Raw genomic sequence first — 12779 nt, 5'->3', positions numbered from 1 at the left:
CGATCGACGGCGAGGTGCCGGCCGGGCTCACAGCTTGGCGCCCTGCAGGTAGGCGTCGAACGGCGCCTCGGTGAAACGGTCTGCGAACAGCTGGCCCTGCTGGAAAGCACGGTAGTCGCCGTGGAGCTTCTTCCAGGCCGGGTTGCTGCGATCCAGGGCGTGGCACAGGTCCATCGACGCCTTGAAGGTGGCATCGAGCAGCGGCCGGGGGAAGGGCTTGATCTGCGCCCCCGCGCCGGCCAGTTCCCGCAGCGCCGCCGGGTTGCGGGCGTCGTAGCGGCCGATCAGCTCGGCGTGCACCGTGGCGCAGGCGGACTGCAGGATCGCCTTGTAGTCGGGCGTGAGCGCATCGAAGGCTTTCTGGTTGACCAGCAGGTCGAGCTGCATCGCGCCGGCCCACCAGCCCGGGGTATGGCAGAAGCGCGCCACCTTGGGCAGCCCCAGCTTCTGGTCGTCGTAGGGGCTCAGGCCCTCGGCCGCGCCCAGGCCCTTGGAGAAGGCATCGCGCAGGTCGCTGCCCGACGCCGGGCCCTGCACCACCCCGCCCAGGCGCGCGATCACCCGCCCGGCCAGGCCATCGAAGCGGACCTTCAGGCCCTTGAAGTCGCTCGCGCCGCGCAGCTCGCGGGCGAACCAGCCGAGCCGCTGGGCCCCCGCGCTGCCGCACGGAAAACCGACCGCGCCGAAGCCGGCGTGGAACTCGCGGCTGAGCCTGAGGCCATTGCCTTCGGTCATCCAGGCGTTCAGTTGGCGCGCGTTCATGCCGAAGGGGATCGCGGCGCCGAAGGCGAAGGCCTCGTTGTGGTCGACGAACAAGGCGCCCGAGGTGTGGCAGGCCTCGATCGCGCCGCGCTGCACGCCGTCGAGCACGTCCCGCGCCGACATCAGTTCACCGGCGGCATGGACCTCGACCTGGAAGCGCCCGCCACTCATCTCGCCGACCTTCCTGGCGAAGGACTCGGCGGCGCCGAACAGCAGGTCCTGGGACTTGGCGAAGCTCGATGCCAGCCGCCAGCGCGTCAGCGCCTGCGCATGCACGGCCGGCGCCACGCCGGCAGCGAGCACCCCGGCCAGGCCGGCACGCTGGATCAGAAAACGACGGTGCATCGATCAGAACTCCTGGAAAGCCCTCAAGGCGGGGACGCGCGATTGTAGGAATCACTGAACGCGGGGCCTGTAAGCAGCTTATAAAATGGCCGCCCCCGTTCTTCCCTTTCCCGAAAGATCTTCCCAAATGAGACAACTTCCGTTCAAGACCTCGCTGCTCGCACTGGCGACCTTCGCCGCCTTCGCCGCCCAGGCCGCCGACCTGAAGATCGGCGTGGCCGAAGCCCTGTCGGGCGGTGCCGCGCAGTATGGCGTGGCGATCCGCAACGGCTTCGAGCTCGCAGCCTCCGAGATCAACGCCGCCGGTGGCATCAACGGCAACAAGATCGAGCTGGTCGTCGCCGACGAGCAGGGCAAGAAGGAAGAAGCGATCAACGTCTTCAAGAAGCTGATCTTCCAGGACCAGGTGCTGATGGTCTTCGGCCCGACGCTGTCGAACTCGGCCCAGGCCGCCGACCCGATCGCCCAGGCCGCCAAGACCGTGGCCTTCGGCACCTCGAACACCGCCGACGGCATCACCTCGATCGGCGACTACGTGTTCCGCAACTCGGTGACCGAAGCCGACGTGCTGCCCGAGACCATCAAGACGGCGGTCAAGAACGCCGGCATCAAGAAGGTCGCCGTGCTCTACGGCAACGACGACGTCTTCACCAAGAGCGGCTACGACAACTTCAAGAAGGCGCTCGACGACCTGAAGATCCCGGTCACCACGACCGAGACCTTCGCCAAGGGCGACGTCGACTTCAAGGCCCAGCTGACCAAGATCAAGGCCAGCGGCGCCGATGCGATCGTGCTGTCGGCCCTGCTGGCCGAAGGTGCGCCGATCATGGTGCAAGCCCGCCAGCTCGGCCTGAACGTGCCGATCATCGGCGGCAACGGCATGAACTCGGTCAAGGTGTTCGAGCTCGCCAAGGGCAACTCCGACAACCTCTATGTCGGCAGCCCCTGGTCGGCCAGCAACGCGACGCCCGAGAACACCAAGTTCATCAAGGCCTACAACGAGAAGTACAAGACCGCGCCCGACCAGTTCGCGGCCCAGGCCTACGACGCCATGTACATCGCGGCGCAGGCGCTCAAGGGCGTCAAGATCAGCGGCAACCTGACCGCCGACCGTGCCGCCGTGCGCGACGCGCTGCCGAACGCCAAGTGGACCGGTGCCACCGGCGCCTTCCAGTTCCGCCGCGCCACCGACAAGGCCGGCAAGCCGGCCGGCTACGACGCCCAGCAGACCCCCATCGTCAGCGTGACCAAGGGCGCTGAATTCGTAATCGCCAAATAACGCTCGCCCCCAGGTTGGCTCACTTCGTGTAGCCGCCCACCCCCTACCGGGGGCAACACCTGAAGCCCGGCAAAGCCGGTTCTTCGGTGTTTCACGAACAGCGGGACCGGCTTTGGCCGGCCCGCTCTTTCCGGAACGGAACTTCCATGCTTGAACAGCAACTCGTCAACGCACTCTCTCTGGGGTGCGTCTATGCGCTCTTCGCGCTCGGCTTCACGCTCATCTTCGGCGTGCTCGGCGTCATCAACCTCTCGCATGGCGCGGTGTTCATGGTCGGCGCCTATGCCGCGGTGCAGGCCATGGCGCGCTTCGATCTGCCGCTGTGGGCCGGGCTGCTGTTCGCTTTCGTGTTCTGCGGCCTGCTCGGCCTGCTGATCGACTTCCTGGTGCTGCGGCCGCTGCGCGCGCGCAACGCCCCCCACCTGATCCCGATGATCGCCACCATCGGCGTCGCGATCATCCTCAACAACGGCATCCAGGGCATCTTCGGTGCCGAGAACGTCCGCTTCCCGGCCGGCGTGGTGTCGGGCGAATCGCTGGACCTCGCGGGCATCCACCTGACAGCGCTCGAACTCGGCATCATCCTGCTGTCCTTCGTGCTGATGGGGGTGCTGATGGTCGCGCTCAAGCGCACCCAGCTCGGCCGCGCCCTGCGCGCGATCGCCGAATCGCCCAAGGCCGCCTACCTGCTCGGCATCAATGTCGAAGGCCTGTTCTTCCTGACCTCGTTCGCGGCCGCCGCGCTCGGCGGCCTGGCCGGGGTGCTGATCGGCCTCTATTCCAACGCCGTGTTCCCGCTGATGGGCCAGCCGATGCTGCACAAGGGCATCGCGGTGATCATCCTGGGCGGCATGGGCGACATCCGCGGGGCGATGCTCGGCGGCCTGTTCCTCGGCTTCGCCGAGGTGCTGTCGGTGGCCTACATCGGCTCGACGATGCGCGACGCGGTCGCCTTCGGCCTGCTGTTCCTGGTGCTGCTGGTGCGGCCCAAGGGCCTGTTCGGCTCCATGCAGGAACGCAAGGTCTGAGCATGGACGCCCTCAACAACTTCTGGTCGGTCTACAGCAACCTGGTGCTCACGCTGGGCACCAACGCCCTGCTGGCGCTGTCGATCTGGCTCACCCTCTCGTGCGGCATGCTGGCGATGGCCAACGCCGCCTTCATGGGCATCGGCGCCTACACCTCGGCGATCCTCACGATGACCTACGGCGTGCCGTTCCCCGTCGCCATCGCGGCCGGCATGGCGGCGCCGGCGCTGACCGCCTTCGTGATCGGCAAGCCGACGCTCCGGCTCTCCGGCGTCTACCTGGCGATGGCCACGCTGGCCTTCGGCGAGGTGGTCCGCATCGTGGTGCTCAACGCCGAATCGCTGACCGGCGGCGCGCTGGGCCTGAACGGCATCCCGCCCATCACCCAGTGGTGGCACGTGGCGCTGGCGCTGGTGCTGGTGCTGCTGGGCCTCTGGCGGCTGCGCCGCTCCAAGGTCGGCCGCGCCTTCGAGGCCATCAAGGAGGACGAAACCGCCGCCGGCCTGATGGGCATCGACGTCCAGGCCCACAAGATGCTGGCCTTCGTGCTCGGCGGCGCCATTGCCGGCCTGGCCGGCGTGCTCAACGCGCACCAGACTTTCTTCATCGGCCCGAACGAATTCGGCTTCGACCGCGGCGTCGACATCCTCACCATGACCGTGCTCGGCGGCATCAACGGGCTCACGGGCCCGGTGCTCGGCGGCGTGATCCTCACCATCCTGCCCGAGGCGCTGCGCGCCTTCGGCGACTTCCGGCTGGTGGTCAACGGCGTGATCCTGGTGCTGATCGTGCTGTTCCTGCCCAAGGGCATCTGGGACCCGGCGCGGTTCCGCCAGTGGTTCGGACGCAAGGGAGCTGCGGCATGAGCACGACTCCTCTTCTCCAGCTCGACGGCGTATCGCGCCACTTCGGCGGCCTCAAGGTGCTGCAGGACGTCAACCTCGAAGTGCCGCAGGGCGGCATCTTCGGGCTGATCGGACCCAACGGCGCCGGCAAGACCACCGTCTTCAACCTGACCACCGGCCTGCTGCCGACCACCGGCGGCACGATCCGCTTCGAAGGCCGGGACCTGGCCGGCGTCAAGCCGCACGAGATCACGCGCGGCGGCATCGCGCGCACCTTCCAGAACATCCGCATCTTCAAGGAGATGTCGCTGCTCGAGAACGTGATGGTCGGCATGCACGCCAAGCTGCGCTACGGCGGGCTCGGCCTGCTGGCCTCCTCGGGCCTGTTCCGCAGCGAGGAGCGGCGCGCGCGCGACCGTGCGCGCGAACTGCTCTCGTGGGTCAAGCTCGACCACAAGGCCGATGACGCGGCCGACAACCTGTCCTACGGCGACCAGCGCAAGCTCGAACTGGCGCGCGCGCTGGCGACCGAGCCGAAGCTGCTGCTGCTCGACGAGCCGGTGGCCGGCATGAACAGCAGCGAAAAGACCGACCTGATGCACGAGATCCGCAACATCAGCGGTCGCGGCTACACCATTTTCATGATCGAACACGACATGCGTTTCGTGATGGGCCTGTGCGAGCACATCGCCGTGCTGAACTTCGGCCGCATCATCGCGCGCGGCGGCCCGGACCAGATCCGCAACGACCCGCAGGTGATCGAGGCCTACCTCGGCCGCGAGGAAGACGAAGCCACCAACGAGGGAGCCGCCGCATGAGTGCCTCTCCCCTGCTCAAGGTCGAGGGCCTGAAGGTCTCCTACGGCCACATCGAGGCCGTCAAGGGCATTGACTTCGAATTGCACGAAGGCCAGATCACGACCCTGGTCGGCGCCAACGGCGCCGGCAAGTCGACCACGCTGCTGGCCCTGTCGGGGCTGGTCAAGAAGGCCGCCGGACGGGTGGTGCTGGGCGGCCAGGACCTGACGCCGCTCTCGCCGCACAAGATCGTGGCATCCGGCATGGTCCAGGTGGCCGAGGGCCGCGCGACGCTGACCACGCTGAGCGTGCGCGAGAACCTCGAGCTCGGCGGCTACACGCGGCGCGACAGCCGCGCCCAGCGTGCCGACGACCTCGACCACATCTACACACTGTTCCCGCGGCTCAAGGAACGCTCGGACGGCCTGGCTGGCAACCTCTCGGGCGGCGAGCAGCAGATGCTGGCGATCGGCCGGGCACTGATGGCCAAGCCCCGCGTGCTGCTGCTCGACGAACCCTCGATGGGCCTGGCGCCGATCATCGTGCAAGACATCTTCCGGACGCTGCGCGAGATCAACAAGGCGGGCCTGACGGTATTCCTGGTCGAGCAGAACGTGCGCCAGGCGCTGAAGATCGCCGACCGCGCGTATGTGATCGAGACCGGGAAGATCGTGCTGGAAGGCGACGGGCGCGAGCTGCTCGGGAATCCGAAGGTGCAGGACGCCTATCTGGGCGGGTAGAACCTACCAAGTCGCCTTCGTCGAAAGACACCGGCAGCACCACACCAACCGCACGCGGCGCGCGCACGCCGTAGGCGTAGGTGTGCGTGGCGGCATCCTCGCGCAGCTCGACGACCGGCTCCATGGCGCGCGCGACCTGCTCGAAGATCCTGTCCATCGCGCCAGTGTACGGGTTGCGGCGCCTCGGCCAACCGGCCGCCCAGTCAGCTACCTAGAACCGAGCCCGGATCGACCGCTCGATGCCGGCCGCGTCGAGGCCGATGCCCGCCAGCAGCTTGGCCGGATCGCCATGCTCGATGAAGCGGTCCGGCAAGCCCAGCTGCAGCACCGGCTTCTGCACGCCCGCTGCCTGCAGCGCTTCGAGCACCGCGCTGCCCGCGCCGCCCATGATCGCGCCCTCTTCCAGGGTGACGATGGCATCGTGCGTGCCGGCAACCTTCAGCAACAGCTCAACGTCGAGCGGCTTGGCCCAGCGCATGTTGACCACCGTGGCGTCGAGCGCCTCGGCGGCCGTGAGCGCCGGATACAGCAAGGTGCCGAAGGCCAGGATCGCGATGCGGCGGCCTTCGCGACGGATCTCGCCCTTGCCGAACGGCAGCCCTTCGAGCGTCAGCGGCGGCGTGACGCCGGCGCCGGCGCCGCGCGGGTAGCGCACCGCCACCGGGTGGTCCTGTTCAAAGGCACTGCTCAGCAGCTGCCGGCACTCGGCCTCGTCGGCCGGGCAGGCCACGCTCATGTTCGGAATGCAGCGCAGGAAAGGGATGTCGTAGGCACCCGCGTGCGTCGCGCCGTCGGCACCCACCAGCCCCGCGCGATCGAGCGCGAACACCACCGGCAGGTTCTGGATCGCGACGTCGTGGATCAACTGGTCGTAGGCGCGCTGCAGGAAGGTCGAGTAGATCGCCACCACCGGCTTCAGGCCTTCGCAGGCCAGTCCGGCCGCGAAGGTGACTGCATGCTGCTCGGCGATGCCGACGTCGTAGTAGCGGCCCGGAAAGCGCTGCTCGAACTCGACCAGCCCCGAGCCCTCGCGCATCGCCGGCGTGATGCCGACCAGGCGGCCGTCCTGCGCCGCCATGTCGCACAGCCAGTGGCCGAAGACCTGCGTGAAGGTCTGCTTCGGCGCCGTCGCGGGCTTGACCAGCCCGACGGCGGGGTCGAACTTGGACGGCCCGTGGTAGGCCACCGGGTCGGCCTCGGCCAGCTTGTAGCCCTGGCCCTTCTTGGTGACCACATGCAGGAACTGCGGGCCGTCGAGATGCTTGAGATTCTCGAGCGTCGGGATCAGCGAATCGAGGTCGTGGCCGTCGATCGGGCCGACGTAGTTGAAGCCGAACTGCTCGAACAGCGTGGCCGGCACCACCATGCCCTTGGCATGCTGCTCGAAGCGCTTGGCCAGCTCGAACAGCGGCGGCGCCGCGCGCAGCACGCTCTTGCCGACGTTCTTGGCGGCGGCATAGAAGTTGCCGCTCATCAGCTGCGCCAGGTAGCGGTTGAGCGCGCCCACCGGCGGGCTGATCGACATGTCGTTGTCGTTCAGGATCACCAGCAGCTTGCAGTCGCAGACGCCGGCGTTGTTGAGCGCCTCGAAGGCCATGCCGGCCGTCAACGCGCCGTCGCCGATGATCGCCACCGAATGCCGGTCCTCGCCCTTCTGCTTGGCCGCCATCGCCATGCCGAGCGCAGCCGAGATGCTGGTCGACGAATGGGCCGTGCCGAAGGTGTCGTACTCGCTCTCGCTGCGCTGCGGGAAGCCCGAGATGCCGCCGAGCTGGCGCAGGGTCGGCATGCGCTCGCGCCGGCCGGTCAGGATCTTGTGCGGATAGGTCTGGTGGCCCACGTCCCACACCAGCCGGTCGTGCGGCGTGTTGAAGACATGATGCAGCGCGACCGTGAGCTCGACCGTGCCGAGGTTCGAGCTCAGGTGGCCCCCGGTGCGCGACACGTTGTCGAGCACGCAGGTGCGCACCTCGTCGGCCAGTTGCTTGAGCTGCACGCGGTCGAACCGGCGCAGCACGGAGGGATCGTGGATGGTGGGGAGCAGCGGAGCCATGGGGATGTGTTGTTGTTATCGATCGCGGTCCACGATCATGTGGGCCAGCGCCCGCAGCGCGGCGGTGTCGGCCAGGGTGCTGCGATCGAGCGCGGCGAGCGACCGGGCCAGCAGTTCGCGGGCCTGCGCGCGGGCGCCGTCCAGGCCGAGCAGCGACACGTAGGTGGGCTTGTCGCTGGCGGCGTCCTTGCCGGCGGTCTTGCCGAGCGTCTCGGAATCGGCGACGACGTCGAGGATGTCGTCCACCACCTGGAACGCAAGACCCACGGCGGCGCCGTAGTCGCGCAGGGCGGCGAGCACCGGGGGCGGCTGCCGGTCGCCGCAGGCCGCGCCCATCTCGACGCTGCCCTGCAGCAGCGCGCCGGTCTTGAGCCGGTGCATTTCGCGCAGCTGGGCCTCGTCGAGCGCCAGGCCGACACTGGCCAGGTCGATCGCCTGGCCACCAGCCATGCCCTGGCTGCCGGCCGCCGTGGCCAGCAGACGGCAGAGCTGGGCCTGGACCTCGGCTGCCACTTCGTCGCCGGCGGGCGTGAGCAATTCGAAGGCCAGCGCCTGCAGGGCGTCGCCCGCCAGCAGGGCGCCGGCTTCGCCGAACGCCACGTGGACCGTCGGCTTGCCGCGGCGCAACACGTCGTTGTCCATGCACGGCAGGTCGTCGTGCACCAGCGAGTAGGCGTGGATCAATTCGACCGCGCAGGCAGCGCGCAGGGCCGCGGCCGGCTGGCCTCCGACCGCTTCGCTGGCCGCAAACACCAGCAGGGGCCGCAACCGCTTGCCGCCGTCGAGGACCGCATAGCGCATGGCATCGCCGAGCCGGACCGGGGCATCGACGCCCACCCATCGCGACAGCGCCGACTCGACCCGCGCCAGGTGGGGGTCGCTCCAGGCGGCCAGCCGCGCCGCATCCCAGCGCGAGGTGTCCACGCCCTTCATTCGCCGGCCCAGACCTTGAGGCTGCCCGCGTCGAGCACCTTGATCTGGTCTTCGACCGCCTGCAGGCGGTCGCGGCAGAAGGCGAGCAGCGCGGCGCCGCGCTGGTAGCTGCCGAGCAGCTTGTCGAGCGGCAACTGGCCGGATTCGAGTTCGGTCACGAGTTGTTCGAGTTCCTGGAGCCCGGCTTCGTAGCTCGCGGGCAAGGGACCGGTGTCGGGCGAGCTGGCCACGGCGGACGCATCGGCGGGCATGGGAGAGGGAGGCACCTTGGGCATTCAGGGGTTTGGCGTGAAACGCGCCATTTTAGGGCGGGGGCAGGAATGCGGCGCCGAGGGTACAATCGCCCTCTCCCAAAAGCCGGCGCTGCCGGCGCACTCCTTCGGGCCGTCCACACCTTCGACGGCAGCCTTCCGTTTTTATTTCTCTCTCCCTGTGGGGAGCTTGGTCAGGTCACCCATGTCTGATTTAAGTCTTCAACTGCAGCAGGCCTCGAGCCAACTTCCGGTTTCCGCGTACTTCGACGAGGCGCTCTACGCCCGCGAGCTGCAAACGCTCTTCGCCGACGGGCCGCGCTACGTCGGCCACCGTCTCACGGTTCCCGAACCGGGCAACTTCCATACCTTGCCCCAGGAACAGCAAGGCCGCGCGCTGGTGCACACGCCGAAGGGGGTGGAGCTGATCTCCAACGTCTGCCGCCATCGCCAGGCGCTGATCCTGCAGGGCCGCGGCCAACTCGATGCCCAGGCCGGCGGCAACATCGTCTGCCCGCTGCACCGCTGGACCTACGCCGCCGCCGACGCCCGCACCACCGGCACCCTGATCGGCGCCCCGCACTTCGAGCAGGACCCCTGCCTCAACCTGCACAACTACCCGCTGACCGAATGGAACGGGCTGCTGTTCGAGCAGAGCGCCAACGGTCGCGGCCGCGACATCGGCGCCGACCTGTCCCGGCTCGGCCCGCGGCTGGACCTCGACTTCGAGGGCTACGCCTTCGACCGTGTCGAACTGCACGAGTGCAACTACAACTGGAAGACCTTCATCGAGGTCTACCTCGAGGACTACCACGTCGGCCCGTTCCACCCCGGCCTCGGCAGCTTCGTCACCTGCGACGACCTGCGCTGGGAGTTCGGCCATCATTTCTCGGTCCAGACGGTGGGCGTGGCCAACCGGCTCGGGCGCGCCGGCAGCCCGGTCTACCAGCGCTGGCAAGAGCAGCTGCTCAAGTACCGCAACGGCAACCCACCCCGCTACGGCGCGATCTGGCTCAGCTACTACCCGCACGTGATGGTCGAGTGGTATCCGCACGTGCTCACGGTGTCGACGCTGCATCCGATCGGGCCCCAGAAGACGCTCAACATGGTTGAGTTCTTCTACCCGGAAGAGATCGTCGCCTTCGAGCGCGAATTCGTCGAGGCCCAGCAGGCCGCCTACATGGAGACCTGCGTCGAAGACGACGAGATCGCCGAGCGCATGGACGCCGGCCGCCGCGCCCTGATGCTGCGCGGCGACGACGAGAGCGGTCCCTACCAGAGCCCGATGGAAGACGGCATGCAGCAGTTCCACGAGTGGTACCGCCGCGAGATGCGCAGCCCCTCCTGATGCAGGCGCTCTGGATGGTGCTGGGCGCACTGATCTTCGCCACCATGGGCGTGTGCGTGAAGTTCGCCTCGGCCTGGTTCTCCAGCGCCGAACTGGTGTTCTACCGCGGCCTGATCGGCATCGTCTTCCTGTGGGTGCTGGCACGCAGCCGCGGCGTCACGCTGGGCACGCGCTATCCCGGCATGCATGCCTGGCGCAGCCTGATCGGCGTGGTCTCGCTGGGCGCCTGGTTCTTCGCCATCGCCCACATGCCGCTGGCCACCGCGATGACGCTCAACTACATGAGCAGCGTCTGGATCGCCGCCTTCCTGGTCGGCGGCGCCCTGCTCGCCTGGGTGCCGGTGCCGGGCCGCGACGGCAACATTGCGCGGCCGCCGCTGCAAGGCCCGCTGGTGCTGACCGTGCTGGCCGGCTTCGGCGGCGTGGTGCTGATGCTCAAGCCGACGGTCGGCGACAACCAGGGCTTCGCCGGACTGATGGGCCTGCTGTCCGGCCTCACGGCTGCCTTCGCCTACATGCAGGTCGTCGCGCTGTCACGGCTCGGCGAGCCTGAGGCGCGCACGGTGTTCTATTTCGCGGTCGGCTCTGCCGTCGCGGGCGGCCTCGGCACCCTGCTGGGCGGGGCCACGCCGTGGGCCGAATGGACCTGGGGCCACGCGCTGTGGCTGCTGCCGGTGGGCGTGCTGGCGGCGCTGGGCCAGCTCTGCATGACACGCGCCTACGCCAGCGCCAAGACTGAAAGCGGTACCCTGCTGGTCGCCAATCTCCAGTATTCCGGCATCGTCTTTGCGGCGATCTACAGTGTGCTGCTGTTCGGCGACCGGATCGACGCCTCGGGCTGGGCCGGCATGGCACTGATCGTCTGCAGCGGCATCGCCGCCACCGTGCTGCGCCAGCGCTCGCTGCCCAAGGCGCCCGCCGAGGAACACTGAAGGGGAGCTTCCATGTACACGACCTTGATTTCCGCCGAGCAGCTGAAGACCCTGCTGGCAAGCGGCACCGCATCGATGGTGTTCGACTGCAGCTTCGAGCTGATGAAGCCCGACGCCGGCCCGCAGCTGTACCGCGCGGCCCACATCCCGGGCGCGGTGTACGCCAACATCGACACCGACCTGAGCGCCAAGCATGGCGCGCCCGGCGCCCACGGCGTGGTGGTGGCGCAGGACGATGGCCCGCCGGCCTCGGGCGGGCGCCACCCGCTGCCCAGCCGCGAGCGCTTCGCGGCCTGGCTGTCGAGCGTCGGTTTCGCCAACGGCATGCAGGCGGTGGTGTACGACCGCAATGGCGCCAACTATTGCGGCCGGCTCTGGTGGATGCTCAAGTGGATGGGCCACGAGGCCGCGGCCGTGCTCGACGGCGGCCTGCAGGCCTGGCAGGCCGCGGGCGGCGAGGTCACGAGCCGCGAGGAGCCGACGCATTTCCAGTCGAACTTCGTCGCCGGCGCGCCGCTGCTGAAGCTGGTCGACACGCGAACGGTCGCGGCCCGGCTCGAGCAGCCTGACCAGACGCTGATCGACGCCCGCGCCGCCGCAAGATATCGCGGCGAGGTGGAACCTCTGGACCCGATCGCGGGTCACATCCCGGGGGCCCTGAACCGGCCCTTCACCGAGAACCTCGGTCCCGACGGAAAGTTCAAGCCGGCCGCGCAGTTGCGCACCGAGTTCGAGGATTTGCTGGCGGGCCGGGATCCCGCGACGGTCGTCCACCAATGCGGCAGCGGCGTGAGCGCCGTGCCCAACCTGCTCGCCATGCAGATCGCGGGCCTCGGGCCGACCGCGCTCTATGCCGGCAGCTGGAGCGAATGGAGCAACACGCCGGGGCTGCCGACCCGGCAAGGCGCCCAAGCATGACCCTGTTCCGACGACCGTTCGTCACCTTCGCGATCACCGCCCTCCTGGCCGCTCCCCTGGCCGCATCGGCCCAGGCACAAGCCGCCCACGTCCATGGCCAGATCAGGCTCGACATCGTGGTCGACGGCCCGACCATCGTGATCGCGATGGAATCCCCGCTCGACAACTTCGTCGGCTTCGAGCGCGCTCCGCGCACCGACGCCGAGAAGAAGACTGTCGAGGACGCGATCGCGCAACTGCGCGCCGGCGCCGACCTGTTCAAGATCGATCCGGCCGCGAACTGCAAGCTCGGCCCGGTGACGCTGCGCTCGGCCACGCTGGGGCTGGGCAAGGGCGAAGAAGGCGCCGCCGAAGGCCACGCCGACCTGGACGGCAGCTTCGCATTCAACTGCACCAACACGGCGGCCGCCAAGTTCATCGACGTCGAGCTGTTCAACGCCTTCAAGGGGCCGCGCCAGATCGACGCCCAGATCGCGGCGCCGCAGGGCCAGTTCAAGCGCACGCTGAAGCGGCCCGCGATCCGGCTGGCCTGGGGCAAGTGATCCGAC

General features: G+C 68.6%; 13 protein-coding genes. 9 read left to right on the top strand and 4 right to left on the bottom strand.

The features are described 5' to 3' along the window. Positions 1 to 27: 27 nt before the first annotated feature. On the bottom strand, positions 28 to 1107 hold the full coding sequence (locus QZH52_RS06005; protein WP_301805396.1) for a TRAP transporter substrate-binding protein: 1080 nt from the start codon (positions 1105 to 1107) through the stop codon (positions 28 to 30). A gap of 127 nt (positions 1108 to 1234) precedes the next feature. Between QZH52_RS06005 and QZH52_RS06000 the strand changes: the two genes are divergently transcribed. From QZH52_RS06000 to QZH52_RS05980, 5 genes are all read left to right on the top strand, one after another. Continuing rightward, positions 1235 to 2386 carry an ABC transporter substrate-binding protein gene (locus QZH52_RS06000; RefSeq protein ID WP_301805395.1) on the top strand — a complete coding sequence of 384 codons (1152 nt, stop codon included), beginning with the start codon at positions 1235 to 1237 and terminating at the stop codon, positions 2384 to 2386. Positions 2387 to 2532: 146 nt separating this feature from the next. Then, complete coding sequence (locus QZH52_RS05995; RefSeq protein ID WP_286508251.1) at positions 2533 to 3414, top strand: branched-chain amino acid ABC transporter permease; 882 nt, start codon at positions 2533 to 2535, stop codon at positions 3412 to 3414. A 2-nt stretch (positions 3415 to 3416) separates the two neighbouring features. Continuing rightward, positions 3417 to 4280, top strand: coding sequence for a branched-chain amino acid ABC transporter permease (locus tag QZH52_RS05990; RefSeq protein ID WP_286526378.1), 864 nt, complete (start codon positions 3417 to 3419; stop codon positions 4278 to 4280). Then, on the top strand, positions 4277 to 5077 hold the full coding sequence (locus QZH52_RS05985; protein ID WP_301805385.1) for an ABC transporter ATP-binding protein: 801 nt from the start codon (positions 4277 to 4279) through the stop codon (positions 5075 to 5077). Before QZH52_RS05990 ends, QZH52_RS05985 begins: the two co-directional genes overlap by 4 nt. Then, positions 5074 to 5796 carry an ABC transporter ATP-binding protein gene (locus tag QZH52_RS05980; RefSeq protein WP_301805382.1) on the top strand — a complete coding sequence of 241 codons (723 nt, stop codon included), beginning with the start codon at positions 5074 to 5076 and terminating at the stop codon, positions 5794 to 5796. The genes QZH52_RS05985 and QZH52_RS05980 overlap by 4 nt, the downstream gene beginning before the upstream one ends. A gap of 211 nt (positions 5797 to 6007) precedes the next feature. Here the strand turns inward: QZH52_RS05980 and dxs are convergent, their stop codons facing one another. Genes dxs through xseB form a run of 3 tightly spaced genes read right to left on the bottom strand, consistent with a single transcriptional unit; the run spans position 6008 to position 9057 of the window. Then, positions 6008 to 7849, bottom strand: coding sequence for a 1-deoxy-D-xylulose-5-phosphate synthase (gene dxs / locus QZH52_RS05975; protein ID WP_301805379.1), 1842 nt, complete (start codon positions 7847 to 7849; stop codon positions 6008 to 6010). A gap of 15 nt (positions 7850 to 7864) precedes the next feature. Beyond that, positions 7865 to 8782 (bottom strand): polyprenyl synthetase family protein, encoded by a 918-nt coding sequence (locus QZH52_RS05970; protein ID WP_301805378.1) that lies wholly within the window; start codon positions 8780 to 8782, stop codon positions 7865 to 7867. Then, on the bottom strand, positions 8779 to 9057 hold the full coding sequence (gene xseB, locus QZH52_RS05965) for an exodeoxyribonuclease VII small subunit (RefSeq protein WP_286535514.1): 279 nt from the start codon (positions 9055 to 9057) through the stop codon (positions 8779 to 8781). The genes QZH52_RS05970 and xseB overlap by 4 nt, the downstream gene beginning before the upstream one ends. Before the next feature lie 181 nt (positions 9058 to 9238). Here xseB and QZH52_RS05960 point away from each other — a divergent pair, with 181 nt between their 5' ends. Genes QZH52_RS05960 through QZH52_RS05945 form a run of 4 tightly spaced genes read left to right on the top strand, consistent with a single transcriptional unit; the run spans position 9239 to position 12773 of the window. Next, positions 9239 to 10381 carry an aromatic ring-hydroxylating oxygenase subunit alpha gene (locus QZH52_RS05960; protein WP_286535513.1) on the top strand — a complete coding sequence of 381 codons (1143 nt, stop codon included), beginning with the start codon at positions 9239 to 9241 and terminating at the stop codon, positions 10379 to 10381. Next, positions 10381 to 11313, top strand: coding sequence for a DMT family transporter (locus QZH52_RS05955; RefSeq protein WP_286526389.1), 933 nt, complete (start codon positions 10381 to 10383; stop codon positions 11311 to 11313). Before QZH52_RS05960 ends, QZH52_RS05955 begins: the two co-directional genes overlap by 1 nt. 12 nt (positions 11314 to 11325) lie before the next feature. Further along, complete coding sequence (locus QZH52_RS05950; RefSeq protein WP_286535512.1) at positions 11326 to 12231, top strand: sulfurtransferase; 906 nt, start codon at positions 11326 to 11328, stop codon at positions 12229 to 12231. After that, positions 12228 to 12773 (top strand): DUF2796 domain-containing protein, encoded by a 546-nt coding sequence (locus QZH52_RS05945; RefSeq protein WP_301805376.1) that lies wholly within the window; start codon positions 12228 to 12230, stop codon positions 12771 to 12773. Before QZH52_RS05950 ends, QZH52_RS05945 begins: the two co-directional genes overlap by 4 nt. The last annotated feature ends 6 nt before the right edge of the window (positions 12774 to 12779 follow it).

Source organism: Variovorax ginsengisoli, assembly GCF_030486595.1.
GTDB lineage: Bacteria > Pseudomonadota > Gammaproteobacteria > Burkholderiales > Burkholderiaceae_C > Variovorax > Variovorax ginsengisoli_B.
The sequence above is the reverse complement of the archived record's forward strand: the minus strand, read 5'-3'. Positions and strand labels throughout refer to the sequence as shown.